Below are 18761 nucleotides of genomic sequence, written 5' to 3' on the forward strand. Positions count from 1 at the left end.
TCTTTGTGAAGTGCCTGATGATTCGCCGGGTGTTGACTCGTCGGGGGACGGGGCGGCCGGCGCCGCGCCGGCCCGTGGACCTTGGGCGCCCGGCGACGGCCGGGCACGGGAGGACGGGGAACGCATGCGGTACCACGGCAACGGCGACCTTACCTGGATTCCGGTCCGGATCAGCGCACAGGACCCGATCACCCGCGCGGGGCTGGCGGGCCAGCTGCGCCCCCGACCCGAGATCCGCCTGCTGGGAGAGGGCGAACCGGCGGAGCCGGTGGAGGTCGACGGGGAGCCGGTGGTGGTCCTCGTCGCGGTGGACCGGGTCGGCGAGGAGGAGCTGCGGACGCTCCGTCAACTCCGCTGCTCGGCGGCCGGGCGGATCGTCCTGGTCGGCACCGAGCTCGACGACGCCGGGCTGGTGGCCGCCGTGGAGTGCGGCGTGGTCGGGGTCGTCCGGCGGAAGGAGGCGACGGCCGAGCGCCTGGTGCAGGTGATCGCGGCGGCGGCGCGCGGCGAGGGGAGCGTCCCGGCGGACCTGCTCGGCCGCCTGCTGGAGCAGGTCGGCCGCCTGCAGCGCCAGGTGCTCGACCCGCGCGGCCTCGCCTTCACCGGCCTCGCGCCGCGCGAGGTGGAGGTGCTGCGGCTGGTGGCGGCGGGCCGCGACACCGCCGAGATCGCCGAGGAACTGTCCTTCTCCGAACGGACGGTGAAGAACGTCCTGCACGAGGTCACCACCCGCCTCCAACTGCGCAACCGCTCGCACGCGGTGGCGTACGCGATGCGCGAGGGCCTGATCTGACGCCCTTTCGGGCAGCCACCGCTACCCGGACCGCTGCCCCGGCCGCTGCTGCCGACCGGGCCGGGGCCGGTCAGGGTTGCGCTGAGGAGGAATATCCGGATGCCGTCGGCTCGCCCCCCCCGGGCGCGCGGGAGGAACCGTCCGGGGGACACGGTGCGACGCGTACTCACTCACGGCCGGCTCCGGCGGCCCTTCCTGGCGCTGCTCTCGACGGCTCTGGTGGCCGCCCTGCTGGCGACGATGACCGCGGCGATCGGCTCCGGACGGCCGGAGTCGATGGCACCCGCCGCGGCCGAACCCGCGCCGGGGCGGATCGCCTACACCGCCGACGACCAGGACCACCGCACCCTCGCCCTGGTCGGCACCGGCCGGCCGACGGCCCTGCTCGACGGCGGCCAGGCCGGCGACGACTGCCAGCCGGCCGTCCGGGGCGACACCGTCGTCTGGGTCAGCACCCGCAGCGGCACCGGCGAGAGCCTGCTCGGGCGTCAGGGCACTGGGCCGGTCAAGGTGCTGCTGGAGCGCGAGGGCTGGCGGATCAAACACCCGGCCCTGTCCCCGGACGGCGCCTGGGTGGCCTTCACCTCCTGGCAGAGCGACCCGACCGGGTGGGACCCCTCCCAGGACTGGTGCCGGCAGACGGCCGCGGCGGACGCGCCCACGGGCTCGGGCGACGACCGGACCCCGTCGATCTGGCTGGCCAGGACGGACGGCAGTCAACTGCGCCGCGTGGCGGTCGGCGGCGGCTGGGCGAGCTGGTCGCCGGACGGCGGCGCGCTCGCCTACGAGCAGGCCGGGAAGATCTTCCGCATCCCGGTCGCGCCGGGCGGCACGCCGGTGCGGGTCGACACCGGCACCGGCGAGGCGCACCGCCCGGCCTGGGAGCCGCGGGCCGGCGCCGGGCACGACCGGATCGCCTTCGTCACCGGCCAGGACGGGTACCGGGAGTTGGCCCTGGTCCCGGCCCGGGGCGGCGGGGCCGTCCAGCTGATCGCCCGGGGCGGCAAGGAACCGGCCGTCGCCGAGGACGTCACCTGGTCCCCGGACGGCACGTCGCTGGCGTTCCTGTCCAACGACCTCTTCCGCGTCGACCCGGCGAGTGCCTGCCCGACCTGCGCCGGCACCACGGTGGACGTCAGCTCCTTCGACGGCGTCGAGTCGGCCGGCTGGTACGCCCCGCCGGGCGGCACGCCGACGATCCTGATCACCGGGCGGACGTACGGGGAGCGGATCGAGAGCGTCCACCCGGCGCCCCCGCTGGACCGGCTGGACCTGCGGCCCCAGACGGACTGGCGGGAGACCACGGCCGACCCGGCCTACTCGCCGGACGGACGGCGCCTCGCCTACGCCCTGAGCGTCTACGGCCCGGACGGGCGGGCGCCCACCCGCATCCTGGTCGGCGACTCCGCCGACCCGACGCACGCCACCGTGCTCTCCGGCCCCGGGATCGACCAGGGCCGGCAGCAGTCCGCGCCCGCCTGGTCCCCGGACGGGAAGAAGCTCGCCTTCGTCCAGCAGAACCTCTGCAGCGAGTGCAACGCCGAGCAGAAGGTCGTCGTGGTGGACGTGACCGACGGCGTCGACAAGGCGAAGCCGGTCCTCACCGTCCCCCCGCGGACGGAGAGCGGATCCCGCTGCACCTCCCGGGACTTCGACCCCGCCTGGTCGCCGGACGGCGGCCGGCTCGCCTTCTCCCGCGAGAGCGACTGCGTACCGATCATCAAGCTGACCGGGGCCGCGGCCGCGGCCGCCCCGGCGGCGGCCACCGTCTACGGCATCCGCCACCTGTGGTCGGTCGAGACCGGCGCCGGAGGGGACCAGCACGACCTCACCGCCGCCCAGTGCGGCGACCCGCAGTGCCCGGTCCGCGACGCCCGCCCGGCCTACGCTCCGGACGGCAGCGGCCTGGCCTTCGGCCGCCGCCTGCTGGCCGCCCGGCCCGACCCGTCGCCCTCGCCCACGCCCACACCCACGCGCACCTCGCCCTCACCCACGCCGCCCCCGTGCCTCAACGGCTGCCTGCGGGCCGGCCCGACGCCCGCCGACACCCCACTGCAGGTGGTGCTGGAGCTCGGCGCGGACGGCCGGGCCTGCCGCAGCGTGGTGCCGTCCGCCGCGAGCTGCCCGAACGTCGGCCCGGTCAACGGCACGCCGCTGCCGGACGTGCCGCTCCGGCAGCCCGCCGCCCCGGCCTGGTCGCCGGACGGCAAGCAGCTCGCCGTCGACGTCGCGGTCCGCGAGGACGGGCCCGGCGTCGCCGTCCAGCCCCGCCGCGTCCCGTCCGACTACCGCCGGATCGCCGTCGTCGACCCGGCGACCGGAGCGGGCCGCACCCTGCCGGTGCGCGCCGGCGCGAGCCACACCCGGCCCAGCTGGCAGCCCACCGCCGACCTCGCCGTCGGCCTGACGCCCGACCAGCCGCAGCTCTCCCGCGGCGGCACCACCGACCTGACCCTCACCGTCACCAACCTGGGCCCCGGGTACGCCAAGGGCGTCACCGCCGAGCCGGCCCTGCCGGCCGGGCTCCAGGCGGTCGGCGCGCCGGTGCCCTCCCAGGGCAGTTGCTCGCCCGCGCCGTACCACTGCGCGCTCGGCGGACTGGCCGCGGGCGCGAGCGCCACCGTCCGGATCACCGTCCAGGGCACGGCGGCGGGCGCCCAGCGGGCCACCGCCCAGGTCGGCGCGGAGACCCTCGACCCGAGGGCGGAGAACGACCGCGCCGAGGCCGTGATCACCGTGCTCGCGCCCGACCTCGTCGTCACGGCGTCGGCGACGCCGCCCACGGCGGCGCCGGGCGAGCCGGTCACCGTGACGTTCACCGTCCGCAACCGGGGCGAGGGGACGGCCGCCGGCGTGACGCTGACACCCGTCGTGCCGCCGCAGCTCCGGGTGATCTCCATCTCGCCCGCCTGCCCGTCCACCGGGTGCGCGCTGGGCGACCTCGGGCCCCGGGGCGAGGCGACGGTGACGCTCGTCCTGGTCGGGGACACCGCGTTCACCGGTCAGGTCACCGGCACCGTCACCAGCGCCAACGGCGAACCGGTCACCGCGAGCGCGGCCGTCACCATCACCGCGCCCGCTCCCACCGCCACGCCCACCGCCCCACCCACCGGCAGTCCCACCTCCACGCCCACCACCACCCCGCCCGACACCCGGCTGCCCGACCTCGCCGTCAGCGCCGCCGCCGCGCCGGCGCTGATCCGCACCGGGCAGCAGGCCACCGTCACCCTGACGGTCCGCAACGGCGGCGCCGTCCCCGCGCCCGGGGTCGCCCTGGCCCTCACCCTGCCGGCCGGCCTCCGCCTGGACTCGGCCACCCCCGCCTGCCCGGCCGGCCGCTGCCCGCTCGGCCCCCTCGCCCCCGGGGCCTCCGCCACCGTGACCCTCACGGTGACCGGCCTGACCGCCGGGACCGCCACCGTGAGCGGCACCGCGACCGCCGACCGGGGCAACGGCGCCACCGCCTCCACCACCCTCACCGTCCTGCAACCGACCGTGCGGCTCGACCCGAGGGTCGGCCCGCCCGGGATCGTCACCCTCGCCCACGGCAGCCAGTTCCCGCCCGGAACCACCGTCCGCCTGCGCTGGAGCGCCGGGGTGACGGCCGACAGCGCGCCGGTGGTGGTGGCCGGGGACGGCACCTTCACCGCACCCGTCCTGGTGCTCGTCCAGGACACCCTCGGCCCCCGCGAGCTGGTCGCCACCCTGCCCGACCTGCCCGCCTTCGGCGAGGTGCGCAGCGCCTTCACCGTCGTCCCCGGAGTGCTCCAGCCCCGGCCGTACGAGGAACGGCGGTAGGCCGGTGATCCACGAGGTCGACGAATCGCTGCGCACCCTGGTGCGGGCCGGGGCCCTCGCCGGGGCGGACGTCGACGTGGTCCTCGACGCGCCCACCCGGGAGTGGGCGGCCCGGCGCAACACACCGACCGTCAACCTCTACCTCTACGACATCAGGGAGGACGTCCGACGCGGCTCCCGGGGGCGGCAGAACGTCTACGACGAGCAGGGCACGGTGGTCGCCCGCACCCTGCCGCCCCGCTACTTCAAGCTCTCCTACCTGATCAGCGCCTGGACCCAACGGCCCGAGGACGAGCACCGGTTGCTCTCCGCCCTGCTCGTCTGCTTCCTGCGCCACCCCGCGCTGCCCGCCGACTCCCTCGGCCCCGCCCTGGCCGCCACCGGCCTGCCGATCCCGATCGGCATCGCGCTGCCGCCGCCCGAGGACCGGGCCTTCGCCGACGTGTGGACGGCGCTCGGCGGAGAGCTGAAGCCCTCGCTGGACGTGGTCGTGAGCGTGCCGGTCACCGCGGCCCCGGTCTACCCGGCCGGACCGCCGGTCGAGGACGGCCTCGTCCTGCGCAGCGGCGCCCTCGAACCCCCCGCCGCGGCACCCCGACCCGTGCGACGGAGGGCCAGGTGACCGACCCCGGCCTCGCCCACCTGCTGGAGCGGATCGCCCTCGTCGAGGAACGGGTCCGCCGGGCCGTCACCGTCCGCCGGGCCGACGACCCCGAGCCGGACGACCCGTTCCGGGGCCTCTACCTCTCCGACGAGACGGTGCGCCGGCTCCTCGACGAGCCGCGGGCCCTCCCGGCGCCCGACGAGATCGACGAGGAGCGCCTGGCGGCCGCCGAGCACCGGGCCGACGACGCCGAGCGGGCCGGCGCGCACCTGCGACTGCGCTGCCTGGCCCGGGAATTCGCGCTCCCGCCGCTCGACGTCGAACTGCTGCTCATCGCCCTCGCCCCCGACCTGGACGGCCGCTTCGAACAGCTCTACGGGTACCTCAACGACGACGTGACCCGCCGCCGGCCCACCGCCGGGCTCGCCCTGGCGCTGTGCGGGGTCCCGGCCGCCTCGGCCGCCGCGCGCGGGCGGCTGCACCCGGCCGCGCCGCTGCTCGCCCGGGGGCTGCTGCTGGTGGAGGAGGGGGAACGGCCCTTCCTCGGCCGGTCGTTGCGGGTGCCCGACCGGGTCGCCGGGCACCTGCTGGGGGACGACACGCCCGACCACCGGCTGGCCGACCTGCTGACTCCGCTGACGCCGGTGACGCCGCTGACGGCGGGCGACGTCCACGAGCGCGGCCCCGCCGAGCGCCTCGGGGCCGCCCTCGCGGCCGGCCTCCACCTCGCGTACCTGCGGGAGCCCCCCGGCGGCTCGGCCCGCGCCCTCGCCGTCGAGGCGCTGCGCGTCGCCGGCCGCCGGGCACTCGCCCTCGACCTCACCCAGCTCGCCCGGGACGCGGCCGCGGCGGAGGCGGTCGTCGCGGCCGGCCGGGAGGCGGGCCTCGCCGGGGCCGGCCTGGTGGCCGGTCCTGTGGCCGCGCCGGAGGGCGAACGGCCTGCCCTGGTACGGGCGTTGGCCGCACTGCCGGTACCGGTCCTGTTCACCGGCCGGGTGTCCTGGGAGCCCGAGTGGTCGCCCGCCGTCCCGCTCCTGGTGGAGGTGGCCCGGACCGGCGCCGCGACCCGAGCCGCGCTCTGGCGGGCGGCGCTCGACCGGGTGGCACCGCAGGGGGCGGCCGTCGACCAGGACGCGGCGGCGGCCTTCGTGCTCACCCCGGACCAGGTGGAGCGGGCCGCCCGCACCGCGCACCAGCAGGCCGTGCTCTCCGGCGGCCCGCTCACCGGGGCCCACCTGCTGCACGGCGCCCGGGCGCAGAACAGCGCCGGGCTGGAACGCCTGGCCCGCCGGATCCGGCCCACGGCCGGCTGGACCGACCTGGTCCTGCCCCCGCCCGCGCTCGCCCGGCTGCACGAGCTCGCGGCCCGGGCCCGCCACCGCGACCGGGTGCTCGGCGACTGGGCGATGCGGCCCGGCGGCGGGCGCGGGCGCGGCGTCATGGCCCTGTTCGCCGGCGACTCGGGCACCGGGAAGACGATGTCCGCCGAGGTGATCGCCGGTGACCTCGGCCTCGACCTCTACACCGTCGACCTCGCCACCGTCGTGGACAAGTACGTCGGCGAGACCGAGAAGAACCTGGAACGCATCTTCACCGAGGCCGCCGGGGTCAACGCCGTGCTGCTCTTCGACGAGGCCGACGCGATCTTCGGCAAGCGCTCCGAGGTCAAGGACGCCCACGACCGCTACGCCAACGTCGAGAGCGCCTACCTGCTCCAGCGGATGGAGTCCTTCGACGGCCTGGCCGTCCTCGCGACCAACCTGCGGGCCAACCTCGACGACGCGTTCACCCGCCGGCTCGACCTCGTGGTGGACTTCCCCCGACCCGGGCCCGAACAGCGGACGGCGCTCTGGGAGCGCTGCCTCGGGCCGTCGCTGCCGCGCGCGGGGGACCTCGACCTCGAATTCTGCGGCACATCCTTCGAGTTGGCCGGCGGTGACATCCGCTCGGCCGCCGTCACGGCCGCGTACCTCGCCGCCGAAGCCGGCCGCCCGGTAGCCATGGCCGACCTGATCGCGGCGGTGGCCCGCGAATACCGCAAGCTCGGACGGCTCTGCCTGGAGAGCGAGTTCGGACCGTACGTGGCGCTGGCGCACGATGCCCCGTAGCTGCCCCGTAGGGCCTGTCTCCTGGATTTTGCCGGATCAGCGCGCGGCGTCAGGGTGCGTGCATCCCAAGGCGGATGTGGGGGCACCTCCCGGCCGAAGGCTGGGGGCCATTGGCGACCGACGACAACGCGGCGAGATGCGTGCCCTGGCCTTGTGCGTCCGGCAAGGATCCAAGAGACAGGCCTTACGACTCGGTCCGCGATTTTGGCCCCTGGAGGCGTCACGGCTCCGGGCAGGATTTGGCGCGCGCCAGCTCGTTGTCGGTCAGACCAGGCACCGTGGGGGCGCTGCTCGGTGAAGCAGTGAACCGGCCGAAGGCCCCGGAAGTCGAGGCTGCGACTTCCGGGTCGTGAGCCGTCTCGTCCGGCGTGGGCGTGGCGGCTGGGAGCGCATCCTGGGAGACCCGTGCGGGTTGGGCGAGCGCGGAGCCGGTGTTCGGGTCGCTGACTCTCTTGCAGAGCCTGGCCCAGGCGTCGAGGTCCTTGATGGTCGCGTCGGCGTCGTTCAGGCTGTCGACCGAGAAGGTCTTGGTGACCTGCGCTTGCTCGTACTTCGGCAGGTACTTGAGCTCGATGTCCTGGTATTCGGCGTGCACCGAGGAAAGGCTGAGACCGACCAGGTTCCGGTTGACGCCCTGGTAGACGGCGACATGCCCGCCCTCCGCGCCGACGTAGTACTGGTCCTGGGTCCACCGGTACCCGGCGTACCCGCCGCCGAGCGCACCCAAGGCGGCCAGGACGGCCAGAGCGATGGTCCAGCCTCTGCGGCTGCGCTGCCGTTCATGGCCGAGACGATTATCTGGGTCCGGCCGTGATGATTGCGTGGGCGGTTTCGGGGTGCTGTGGGTCGTCCGGAGCTCGCGAAGGCGACTGTGGACGTCCCGTGCGGACTGTGGCCGCTGTGCGGGGTCGCGCTCCAGGAGCGCTGCTACGAGATCCGTCAGCCGGCTTGGTAGACCGGGCCGGAGCGAGTCGAGTCGCGGTGCATCTTCGTCGAGTTTGTGCCGGATGATCGCCAGGGCATTGTGCCCGGTGAAGGGCGGTCGACCGGCAAGCATGGCGAACAGCACCCCACCGAGTGCGTACAAGTCCGATCGTTCGTCACCGCGTTCCGTGAGGAACTGCTCCGGCGCGCCGTATTCAGGGGTGCCGGCCGGTGTCAACTCGGAGGATCGCGCCAAGGTGAACATGGTGCGGGACAGCCCCGCGATCCCGAAGTCGACGACCTTCACGTGCCCATCGCGGGTGAGCATCACGTTGTGCGGCTTGATGTCGTAGTGGATGACCCGAGCCTGGTGGGCGGCTATGAGCGCCACACATATCGCCTCGGCGATATCCAACGCGAGAGCGGGGTCCAATGTCCCCTGCCTGCCGAGGAGATCAGCGAGAGTTTCGCCGTCCACCTTTTCCATGACAAGAAAGAGGATGTCCTCGTGCACGCCGCGGTCGTACATGGCGACCACGTTCGGATGGTTGATCTGAGCGACTGCAATGGCTTCGCGCTCGAACCGCAAGGGAAGTTCTGTGAGCGTCTCCCCGTCCAGGACAAGTGCCTTGAGCGCAATCTCGCGCTTGAGGGCCTGATCACGTCCGACCCACACCTCACCCATGCCACCGCGCCCGAGGCGCCTGATCAACTCGTAGCGCCCTGCGATCAGCTCTCCGTGCCTCATTCGGAACGCCCCCAGTGGTTCCCGAAGTACCGGGAACCAGGATACGAACGGAGAGGTCGCGGACAAGACGGATGATGGCGTAGCTCCATCGGACAGCCGGGGGAGACCACTCGGCCTTCGGCGAGACCCGCTTGTCGGTACGCATGGCCAGGCCGGCGCAGAAGGGAGCCGGACAGACGCCTCCGATCAACCGCTCAACGCGTCAAAGAGACACGCCTTGGGTGCCCCTTAGGGCAGCCGAGGCTGCGCGGGCGGTGCCCCGGGACGCCTGGTGGTGCGCTCGGGCGGGCACGAGTCTGGTGGCAACCATGCGGGTTGGGGAGTGAGATGCGCGATCACGAACTCGGGGTCGACCAGGTCGTCGGATCCAAGCCCCGGACGGAACAGGCGCCCCAGGACGACCGCGCCGGGCTGCTGTTCCGGGCGGCGGCCGGCGGGCGTGCCTCGGCGCTGGGCGCCGGCGGACTGCTCGGGCTGCAGCGTGCGGTGGGCAACGCCGCGGTCGGCGCGGCGCTGGAGGAGGAACGCTCACCGGTGCACGACGTCGTCGCCTCCGGTGGCAACTCCCTGGACGCGGACGTCCGTTCGGACATGGAGACGCGTCTGGGCCACGACTTCGGCGACGTCCGGGTGCACACCGACGCCGCCGCGCACGACTCCGCCAAGGCCGTCAACGCCCACGCCTACACGGTCGGTTCGCACATCGTCTTCCAGCGCGACGCCTACGACCCGGGCTCGCACCAGGGCCGGACGACGCTCGCGCACGAGCTGACCCACGTCGTGCAGCAGCGTTCCGGTCCGGTCGACGGCACCGCCGCCCCGGGCGGCATCGCGGTGAGCGACCCGGGCGACCGCTTCGAGCGGGAGGCGGCCGCCACGGCCGACCGGGTCATGGCCGAACCGGCGCCGGCCCCGGCCGTGCAGCGGGAGGCGGCGGCGGAGGAGGACGAAGAGGCGCCGGTGCAGGGCCTGTTCGTGCAGCGGGCCGAGGAGGCCGAGGAGGACGAGACGCCCGCCTGAGCGGCGCCGGCGGGTCGGGGCCGTCCTCCGGAGCGTGCCGCGGTGACGGGCCCGTCCGCCGCCGGTTGCCCGTTCGGGCAAGGACGGCTTCCCCGGCCGCCGTCCGGACGGCCGTGACCTTGGTCGGTGGGGCCAGCAGGCTGTGAGTGACCAGGTGGGCCTGAAGGGGGCTGAAGGGATGCCGTCGTATCTGTCGCCGGGCGTCTATGTCGAAGAGGTCGAGGCAGGCTCGCGCCCGATCGAAGGGGCCGGGACGGCCGTCGCGGCCTTCGTCGGGCTGGCGCCGCAGGGGGTGGCGAACACGCCCACGCTGGTGACCAACTGGAGCCAGTACACGAGGGAGTTCGGCGAGTTCGCCGAGGGCTGCTACCTCGCGCACGCGGTCTACGCCTACTTCCTCAACGGCGGCGGCTCCTGCTACGTCGTCCGGATCGGGGACGGGCCGGCGGCCGCGCAGCCGGCCCCGGCGCCGGTGCGTCGGGGCGGTGGCCGGGGCGCGCTGCCGGCGGGGCCGCGCGCGGCGCTCGGCGCGTTCCAGGTCGCCGCCCTGCCGGGCGCGGGGGAGGGCCTGACCGTCGAGGTGGCGGACGCCGGCGGCGAGTCGGCGGCCGAGGACGCGTTCACGCTGCGGGTCAAGCGGGGCGACCAGGTCGAGGAGAGCTTCGACGTCTCCGCCAAACGCGGCCAGCGCGGCTACGTCGTGACGGTGGTCCGGGAACGCTCCAAGCTGATCGCCCTGGAGGAGAGCGCCGCGCAGGCCGTGGCCCGCCCGGACAATCAGGAGGTGGCCGTACCGGCCCCGGCACAGCCGCCCGCGGACGCGGCCGGCACCGCGACGCCGGCCGACTACCTCGGCAGCGCCGACGACCGCACCGGCCTCGGCGGCCTGGAGGCGATCGACGAGATCACCATGGTGGCGATCCCGGACCTGATGGGCGCCTACGAGCAGGGCGCGCTGGACGCCGACCAGGTCAAGGCCGTGCAGCTGGCGCTGATCGCGCACTGCGAGCTGATGGGCAACCGGGTGGCGATCATCGACCCGCTGCCGGACCTGACCCCGCAGCAGGTCAAGGAGTGGCGCACGGTCGGGGCGGGCTACGACTCCAAGTACGCGGCGCTGTACTACCCGTGGATCAAGGTCGCGGACCCGGCGAGCGGCCGGCTGCGGTTCGTGCCGCCGAGCGGCGCGATGGCGGGCGTGTGGGCGCGCAACGACGAGAGCCGCGGCGTGCACAAGGCGCCCGCCAACGAGGTCGTGCGCGGCGCCGTCGACCTGGCCGTCAACCTGACCAAGGGCGAGCACGACCAGCTCAACCCCATCGGGGTCAACTGCATCCGGGCCTTCCCGGGCCGGGGCATCCGGGTCTGGGGAGCGCGCACCCTCTCCTCCGACCCGAGCTGGCGCTACCTGAACGTCCGTCGGCTCTTCAACTACCTGGAGGAGTCGATCCTGATCGGCACCCAGTGGGTGGTCTTCGAGCCGAACGACGACGCGCTGTGGGCGCGCATCCGGCGGACCATCTCGGCGTTCCTGGTCAACGAGTGGCGCAAGGGCGCGCTGTTCGGCCTCACCCCGGAGGAGGCGTTCTACGTCAAGTGCGACCGGGAGACCAACCCCGCCGAGGGGATCGATGCCGGGCAGGTGGTCTGTGAGGTCGGCATCGCGCCGGTGAAGCCGGCCGAGTTCGTGGTCTTCCGGCTGTCCCAGTTCTCCGGCGGGACCAGCCTCGTCAACGAGTGAGTGAGGAAAGGCGGTTAGCGCGCCATGGCACTTCCCGACCATGACAGCTCGGTCGGCCACTCCTTCGGCCTGGAGTTCGACGGTGTGGTGATCCGGCAGATCAGCGAGGTGACCGGCCTGAAGATGGAACAGGACGTCATCGAGCTCAAGCAGAACACGGCGGACGGCAAGTACCTGATCAAGAAGCTCCCGGGCCGTCCGAAGGCGGGCGAGGTGACGCTGACCCGCGGCCTGACCGGCGACAACAGCTTCGAGAAGTGGATCAAGGACTCCCGCTTCGGCAAGATGGCGCAGGTCAGGAAGGGCGGCGCGATCATCGTCTTCGACTACGAGGGCAACGCGATCAAGCGCTACAACCTGGTCAACGCCTGGCCGAAGAGCCTGGAGATCGGCTCGCTCAAGGCCGGCGACACCAGCGTGCTGACCGAGAAGATCGTCATCACGTACGAACAGATGGACGTTGCCTGACATCCTCCCCCGGCCGAGGCCCGGGGATTCCTCCGGAGAAGGGTGAGGCCCTGATGCGACGACAGATGGCCTCGGCCGCCGCCCCGCCGGAGGCGGCCCCGGGGGCTTCCGGCAGGCCTGCGGGTTCCCCCTCGGAGGGGCAGCGGCGAGAGCCCATGCGCACCGAGTTCGCCTTCGAGCTGCCCCGCGGGTACCTCGACGAGTCCGGCCAGCTGCACCGCGCGGGCGTGATGCGGCTGGCCACCGCGCGGGACGAGCTGGTGCCGCTGCGGGACGACCGGGTGCGGGAGAACCCCGCCTACCTGTCCGTGGTGCTGCTGGGACGGGTGATCACCCGGATCGGGGACGTCACGGACGTGCACGCGGGCGTCATCGAGGACCTGTTCGCCTCCGACCTCGCGTTCCTCCAGGACTTCTACCGCCGGATCAACGCCGAGGGCCACACCCGGGCCCAGGTCACCTGCCCGTCCTGCGCCTGCGACTTCGCGGTCGACCTCGCCGGCGGCCGCCTGGGGGAATCGTGACGTACGCGACCGAGCGGTTGTACGAGGAGGTCGCGTACGTCGCCTACCACTTCCACTGGCCGCTGGACTCCATCCTCGACCTGGAGCACCCCGAACGACTCCGCTACCTCGCCCAGATCGGCCGGCTGAACGCGCTGGCCGAGGGGCGGTGAGCGACGGGTGTGGGGGTGGCTGAGGGGATGGACGGCGGCTGCGCGGGGCGCGGAGCCCGCCGAGCCGGCCGACGCGGCACCGGCCGTGTCACCGGTCGCGCGGGAGCCGCGGCACGGCTGGCGGGAGGTGCCGGTGCAGCGGCTCACCTTCGGCGCGCCGTCGCTGGTCACCGATCCGACGGGCTTCCGGGGCGGGCTGGTGAGCTGGCAGGACCCGTCGTTCCTCGGGCCGCTCGGGCACCTCGTGCACGCGGCGGCACCGGGCGGGACGGGGTACGGGCTGGCGGAGCCGGTGGGCGTGGGGCCACGGGCGGCCGCCGCGTCGGCGGCCGTCCAGCGCGTCCCGGACGGGACGGCGGACGTGGTGCCGGACAGGGCGCCGGACGTCGTCGCGCCGTTGGTCGGCGCCCGGCCGGTTCCGGAGGGTGCTCCCGAGGCGGTCGTGCCGGCGGCCCCGCTCGCCGCCATGACCGTGGTCGCCCGGACGATCGAACTGCCGGTCAGGACGCTCCCGGCGACCCCGCTGCGCCCGGTCGTCCAGCGCGCGGGCGGGCCGCTGCCCGGAGAGCCCGATCCAGTGGCGGCGGAGCCTCCGGCCGAAGCGCCTGCTCCGGTCGAGCCCCCGGCGCCGGACGTCGACGCCCCGAGCACGTCCGAGGCGCCTGCTCCGCCGAGCACAGGCGAACGGCCGCTCCTCGGCGATCGCCCGATGACCTCGTCCTCCTCCGCGCCGCCGCAGCGAGTCGAGGCTCCGGAAGGTCCCGCGGTGGCCGAGCCGCCGCCCAGGCCCCGGTTGGGGCTGGGCGCGCCGCTCTCCTCGCCTCCCGCCGTCCAGCGGTCGACGGGACCGATGCCGTCGCCCCCGCAGGTCCCACGGCGGGCCGCCAGGGTCGGCGCACCGATCGATGCCGTCCCACCCACCGTGCAGCGGGCCGAGCAGGCTGATCCGGTCGGGTCGCCGGCCGGGTCGCCACCCGCTGCGGACGGCTCTGGCCCGGTGCCGGGCGGGTCCCGGGCGGGGGAGGTGGTCGCGCCTGTGCAGCGCTCGGTGTCCCCGTCCTCGGAGGCGGCTGTGGCGCCGCTGTTGGGTGACACGCCGCTCGTCCCGCAGGCGTTGCGCAGTGGTGATGCCCCGGTGGAGGGGGCCGGCGCGCCCGGGACCACGCCGCTCCCGGCGCCGAGGGAGTCCCGGGCGGGGGAGTCGGTCGCGCCCGTGCAGCGCTCGGTGTCCCCGTCTTCGGAGGAGGCCGCGGGGCCGCTGGCGCCGCTGTTGGGCGACGCGCCGCTCGTCCCGCAGGCGCTGCGCACCGGTGACGCCCCGGCGGAGGAGGAGGCCGGTGCCCCCGGAACCACTCCGCTTCCGCCGCCGAGTGGGTCCCGGGCGGGGGAGGTGGTCGCGCCCGTGCAGCGCTCGGTGTCCCCGTCTTCGGAGGAGGCCGCGGGGCCGCTGGCGCCGCTGTTGGGCGACGCGCCGCTCGTCCCGCAGGCGCTGCGCACCGGTGACGCCCCGGCGGCGGAGAATGCCGGGGCCCCCGGAACCACTGCGCTCCCGCCGCCGGCCCCTGCCCGGCCACTGCCCCTGCCCGTGCAACGAGTGACATCGATGGAGCCGGAGTTCGTCGGTGTCGTCGACCCGGTCGTGAGCGCGGCGCCCGGAGCCGCCGCGACCGGCCTGCTGGGCGAACACGGGCTGGAGCTCCGGTCCGCGCCGACGCCGAGGGCGCCCGGGGCGGGCGAGCAGGCGCCGGCCGCCGGGCCCGCCACCGAACTGCCGGTCGTGCCGGTGGCCTGGGCGCCGCCGGTGCACGTCGAGCCCACCGGGGAGATGCGCCGGCAGGCCCGGCCGGCGTCCGTCCAGCGATCCGCCGCCCGGGGCGGGGCAGTACACGCGCCCCAGCCGCTCACCGGTTGGGACCGACCGGCGCTGCCCCTGCAAGGACTGAGTGCGCAGTACCGGACTGCTGTCCAGGCCGTACCCGTGCCGCCCTCGGGCGTTCGACAGCAGGCCCCCGTGGCCCGGCCCGGCGGCGCCCCGGCCGACGCCGGAACGGTCGCGGTGGCGGCAGGCATCGCGCAGCGGATGCCCGACGGATCGGTGCTCTTCGCCCCGCCGTCACCGCCGCCCGGGCGGCGTGCCGGGACGGAACTGCCGATCCAGCACGCGGAGTCACCCCCGACGTTCGAACCGCACGCCGCGCCCGCAGCCGACCCACCGGCCGAGCCACCGGCCGCGCCGGCAGCCGACCCACCGGCCGGCCCACCCGTCCAGCGCGCGGAGTCACCCCCGTCGACCGCGGCGCACCCGCCCCCGCCCGCCGCCCCGGCCGAGAGCACCGACGAACTCGTCCGCCGCCTGATCGACCCCCTCGGCCGCCTGCTGCGGGCCGAGCTCCGCCTCGACCGTGAGCGCGCCGGCCGGCGCTTCGACACCCACTACTGAACCCGCTACCGAAGGGAGCACGCGCGATGGCCGACGAGGACCCGGCGGTGAGCGTCTGCTTCATCGTCGAGATCGACGACTTCAAGCTCGGCACCTTCAACAGCTGCGAGGGCCTCGGCTGCGAGGTGGTGATGGAGCAGCGCGAGGAGGGTGGGAACAACGGCTACGTCTGGCAGCTCCCGTCCCGCATCAAGTACTCGAACATCAAGCTCAGCCGCCCGGTCACCAAGGACACCGAGAAGGTCACCCGGTGGATCGCCGGCATGGTGTCCGGGGTGACGCGCAAGACCGGCCACATCAGCGCGATGACCGCGGACGGCCGGGTGGTGGCCCGGTGGAGCCTGCTGGACGTGGTGCCGGTCCGCTGGCAGGGGCCGTCGCTGAACCCGGAGACCGTCAAGGTCGCGACCGAGACGCTGGAGATCGCGCACCACGGCTTCCTCGATCCGGACCGGGCCTGAGGAGGGGCCGACGGTGTCGTCCTCGCCCATCGCCTTCTCCGCCGGGGCGGCCCACGGCGGACCGGCCGGTGCCCGGCCGAAGCTGGAGCACGCCTACCTCGAACTGCGGCACCCGCCCGCGGACGGCGGGACGACGACGCCCGGGCCCCGACTCGACAAGATCGACTTCCAGTTCAACCCCAAGGAGCTCGCCCTCACCAAGTCCGCGAAGTGGGAGCGCAAGACCTCCAAGGGCGCGCGGAAGGCGGGGCCGGTCGAGTTCACCGGTGCCGAGCCCAGCAAGCTGACGCTGGAGATGTTCTTCGACGCCACCGCCCACCAGGACGACCGGGTCGTCAAGGCCGTGGAGCAGCTCTTCGCCTGCTGCGTGCCGACGGCGCAGAGCCACGGCAAGCAACGGCCGGTGCCGCCGTGGGTGATCTTCCACTGGGGCGGGCTGACCGGGTTCCTCTCCTACATCAGCCAGGTCCAGGCGAAGTACACCCTGTTCACCGCCGGCGGCCTGCCGATCCGCGCCGTCTGCCAGGTGACCCTGGAGGAGATCAGCGGCGAACTGCCCGGCCAGAACCCGTCCTCGGGCGCCCTCGCCGCGCGGCGGGTGCACCGGGTGGTCGCCGGGGACACGCTCGCGCTGCTGGCCTGGCGCGAGTACGGGGACCCGGCCGCCTGGCGCGGGATCGCCGAGGCCAACGGCATCGACGACCCGATGCGGCTGCGGCCGGGCACCGAACTGCTGCTGCCCGGGCCGGACGAGCTCGCGCACCGAGGGAGGCACTGACCATGGCCGGCGAGGGCTTCGCCAACACGCTCACCGTCGAGGTCGACGGCCGGCCGCTCGCGCCGCCGGTCGCCGAACTCCTGGTCTCCGCCCACGTGGACGACAGCCGCCGGCTGCCCGGCCTGTTCGTGCTGCGCTTCCGCGACCCGCACCACCTGGTGCTCGGCAAGACGGGCCTGACGATCGGCACCCCCGTCAAGCTCTTCGCCCGCTCCGGGGACGACCCGGCGCGCGAGCTGCTGCTCTCCGGGGAGGTCACCGCGCTGGAGGTTGACGCGGACACCACCGGCACCTTCACGGTCGTCCGCGGCTTCGACCACTCCCACCGGCTCCTGCGCGGGCGCCGCGTGGCCGGCTACCGCCAGATGACGGTCTCGGACATCGTCACCGTCGTCGCCCGCCGGGCCGGTCTGCCGGTCGGCACGGTGGACGCCACCACCACCGTCCTCCAGCACGTCGCCCAACCCGGGATCACCGACTGGGAGTTCCTGAACCGGCTGGCCGTGCGGACGGGATCCGAGGTGTCCGTGGAGGACGGCAGGTTCCACTTCCGCCGCCCGACCCCGGCCGCCGGCGCGCCGGACCCGGCCACCCCCGTCCGTTCCAGCCCGTTCGTGCTGGAGCTCGGCCGCAACCTGCTGCGCTGCAACGCCGTCGTCACCTCCGCCGACCAGGTGCGGGAGGTCGAGGTGCGCGGCTGGGACGTCCGGGCCAAGCGCGCGGTGGTCGCCCACGCGCCGGCCGGCGGCAGCGACCTGCTCTCCCTCGGGCTGACGCCGCGCAAGGTGGCCGAACCCTTCGGCGAGGCCGCCTTCCTGGCCACGGACGTCCCGTACGCGGCGCAGCCGGAGGCCGACCACGCAGCCCGTTCGCTCGCCGCCGATCTCGCCGCCTCGTTCGCGGAGCTGTCGGCGGTGGCGATGGGCATCCCGAAGCTGCGGGCCGGCAGCGCGGTGGCCCTGACCAACATCGGGGCGCCGTTCGAGGGCAAGTACACCGTCACCGCCACCCGGCACGTCTTCGACCCGGGGGTCGGCTACCAGACCTGGATCACCGTCAGCGGCCGCACCGACCGCTCGCTGCTCGGCCTCACCGCCGGCGGGCAGGGGCCGCGCGACCGGGTGGCCGGGCTGGCCAACGCCACCGTGACGGACACCCGGGACCCGGAGCACCAGGGCCGGGTCCGGCTCGCCTTCCCGTGGCTCTCGGACGACTACGTGAGCGACTGGGTCCGCACCGCGCAGCTCGGCGGCAAGGGCGGCGGCGGGGTGTTCGGCCCGGAGGTGGGGGACGAGGTGCTGGTCGGCTTCGAGCAGGGGCTGATCGACCACCCGTACGTCGTCGGCGGCCTCTACAACGGCGAGGACCGGCCGTCCCGGCACGACGTCGAGCTGGTGGACGGGACGAGCGGTGCGCTCAACCGCCGCTCGCTGGTGTCCCGCAGCGGCCACCGCCTGGAGCTGCTGGACGCCGCCGCCGGGCCCAAGGGCGTCCGGGTGGCCACCGGGGACGGCAAGCTCACCCTGCACCTGGACGCGAAGGGCACGACGATCGTGGTGCACAGCGACGGCTCGGTGGAGATCGACGCCGGGCAGAAGGTGACCGTCAAGGCCGGCCAGGGCGTCAGCGTGGACGCCGGGCGGGGGGCGCTCGAACTGGCCGGCGACTCGGTGCGGGTGACGGCCCGTAGCGGTGTCCAACTGGACGGCGGCGCAGGCGCGTTGAAGCTGCAGACGCAGGGGCAGGTGGACGTCAGCGGCACGACGGTCGGGGTGTCCGGGTCCGCCAGTACCGAGATCAAGGGCGGGGCGACCTGCTCGATCAGCGCCGCCCTCGTCAAGATCAACTAGCTCGCCCGGGGAACGCCCGTCGAGCAAGCGCCCGAAGATCCGCCCGCCGAAGGAATGGAGTGTCACCGATGCCACCTGCCGCCAGGGTAGGCGACCCGACCGGGCACCCGGGCATGCTCGCCCCGCCCGGGGTCCCGACCGTCCTCATCGGCGGGCAGCCGGCGGCCGTGGTCGGCACCCCGCACGTCTGCTCCTTCCCGCCGCCCGCCGTCCACCCGCCGAACGCGGTCGCCCCGCCCGGCTGCCCGACCGTGCTGATCGGCGGCCTGCCCGCGGCCCGCCTCGGCGACCTCGCCGCCTGCGGCGCGCCGATCACCGCCGGCTGCCCGACCGTCCTGATCGGCGGGTGAGC

At 74.7% G+C, this 18761-nt stretch carries 15 protein-coding genes; 14 read left to right on the forward strand and 1 reads right to left on the reverse strand.

What is annotated here, in order from left to right; genetic code table 11:
- Nucleotides 1-124 precede the first annotated feature (124 nt).
- The 4 genes from AB2U05_RS33275 to AB2U05_RS33290 all read left to right on the forward strand — a co-directional run bounded on the left by AB2U05_RS33275 (nucleotide 125) and on the right by AB2U05_RS33290 (nucleotide 7303).
- Nucleotides 125-793, forward strand: coding sequence for a response regulator transcription factor (locus AB2U05_RS33275; protein WP_369185240.1), 669 nt, complete (start codon nucleotides 125-127; stop codon nucleotides 791-793).
- A gap of 153 nt (nucleotides 794-946) precedes the next feature.
- Nucleotides 947-4591, forward strand: a complete 3645-nt coding sequence (locus AB2U05_RS33280) for a CARDB domain-containing protein (protein ID WP_369185241.1) — start codon at nucleotides 947-949, stop codon at nucleotides 4589-4591.
- A gap of 4 nt (nucleotides 4592-4595) precedes the next feature.
- Nucleotides 4596-5213, forward strand: coding sequence for a DUF4255 domain-containing protein (locus AB2U05_RS33285; RefSeq protein ID WP_045695374.1), 618 nt, complete (start codon nucleotides 4596-4598; stop codon nucleotides 5211-5213).
- A complete protein-coding gene (locus AB2U05_RS33290; protein ID WP_369185242.1) occupies nucleotides 5210-7303 on the forward strand; it encodes an AAA family ATPase in 2094 nt (697 codons plus the stop codon). Before AB2U05_RS33285 ends, AB2U05_RS33290 begins: the two co-directional genes overlap by 4 nt.
- A 220-nt stretch (nucleotides 7304-7523) precedes the next feature.
- On the opposite strand, the gene AB2U05_RS33295 is transcribed toward AB2U05_RS33290, so the two are convergent.
- Nucleotides 7524-8975 carry a serine/threonine-protein kinase gene (locus tag AB2U05_RS33295; protein ID WP_369185243.1) on the reverse strand — a complete coding sequence of 484 codons (1452 nt, stop codon included), beginning with the start codon at nucleotides 8973-8975 and terminating at the stop codon, nucleotides 7524-7526.
- 327 nt (nucleotides 8976-9302) lie between these two features.
- On the opposite strand from AB2U05_RS33295, the gene AB2U05_RS33300 reads away from it, so the two are divergent.
- From AB2U05_RS33300 to AB2U05_RS33345, 10 genes are all read left to right on the forward strand, one after another.
- Nucleotides 9303-9995, forward strand: coding sequence for a DUF4157 domain-containing protein (locus AB2U05_RS33300; RefSeq protein WP_045695379.1), 693 nt, complete (start codon nucleotides 9303-9305; stop codon nucleotides 9993-9995).
- Between the two features lie 178 nt (nucleotides 9996-10173).
- Nucleotides 10174-11736, forward strand: coding sequence for a phage tail sheath family protein (locus AB2U05_RS33305; protein WP_369185244.1), 1563 nt, complete (start codon nucleotides 10174-10176; stop codon nucleotides 11734-11736).
- 24 nt (nucleotides 11737-11760) lie between these two features.
- A complete protein-coding gene (locus AB2U05_RS33310; RefSeq protein ID WP_045695383.1) occupies nucleotides 11761-12204 on the forward strand; it encodes a phage tail protein in 444 nt (147 codons plus the stop codon).
- A 53-nt stretch (nucleotides 12205-12257) separates the two neighbouring features.
- The gene (locus AB2U05_RS33315; RefSeq protein ID WP_369185245.1) at nucleotides 12258-12728 is read left to right on the forward strand and encodes a hypothetical protein; all 471 of its coding nucleotides are present in this window, start codon (nucleotides 12258-12260) and stop codon (nucleotides 12726-12728) included.
- A complete protein-coding gene (locus tag AB2U05_RS33320) occupies nucleotides 12725-12880 on the forward strand; it encodes a DUF6760 family protein (RefSeq protein ID WP_167352912.1) in 156 nt (51 codons plus the stop codon). Before AB2U05_RS33315 ends, AB2U05_RS33320 begins: the two co-directional genes overlap by 4 nt.
- Nucleotides 12881-13013: 133 nt before the next feature.
- Entirely contained in the window at nucleotides 13014-15320 is a 2307-nt protein-coding gene (locus AB2U05_RS33325) for a hypothetical protein (protein ID WP_369185246.1), read from the forward strand.
- A gap of 26 nt (nucleotides 15321-15346) precedes the next feature.
- A complete protein-coding gene (locus AB2U05_RS33330) occupies nucleotides 15347-15781 on the forward strand; it encodes a phage tail protein (RefSeq protein WP_045695391.1) in 435 nt (144 codons plus the stop codon).
- A 13-nt stretch (nucleotides 15782-15794) separates the two neighbouring features.
- The gene (locus AB2U05_RS33335; protein WP_045695393.1) at nucleotides 15795-16559 is read left to right on the forward strand and encodes a LysM peptidoglycan-binding domain-containing protein; all 765 of its coding nucleotides are present in this window, start codon (nucleotides 15795-15797) and stop codon (nucleotides 16557-16559) included.
- Nucleotides 16560-16561: 2 nt separating this feature from the next.
- Nucleotides 16562-18409 (forward strand): VgrG-related protein, encoded by a 1848-nt coding sequence (locus AB2U05_RS33340; protein WP_369185247.1) that lies wholly within the window; start codon nucleotides 16562-16564, stop codon nucleotides 18407-18409.
- A gap of 68 nt (nucleotides 18410-18477) precedes the next feature.
- Entirely contained in the window at nucleotides 18478-18759 is a 282-nt protein-coding gene (locus AB2U05_RS33345) for a PAAR domain-containing protein (RefSeq protein WP_045695399.1), read from the forward strand.
- Nucleotides 18760-18761: the final 2 nt, after the last annotated feature.

The organism is Streptomyces sp. Y1 (assembly GCF_041053115.1).
GTDB lineage: Bacteria > Actinomycetota > Actinomycetes > Streptomycetales > Streptomycetaceae > Kitasatospora > Kitasatospora rubellomurina.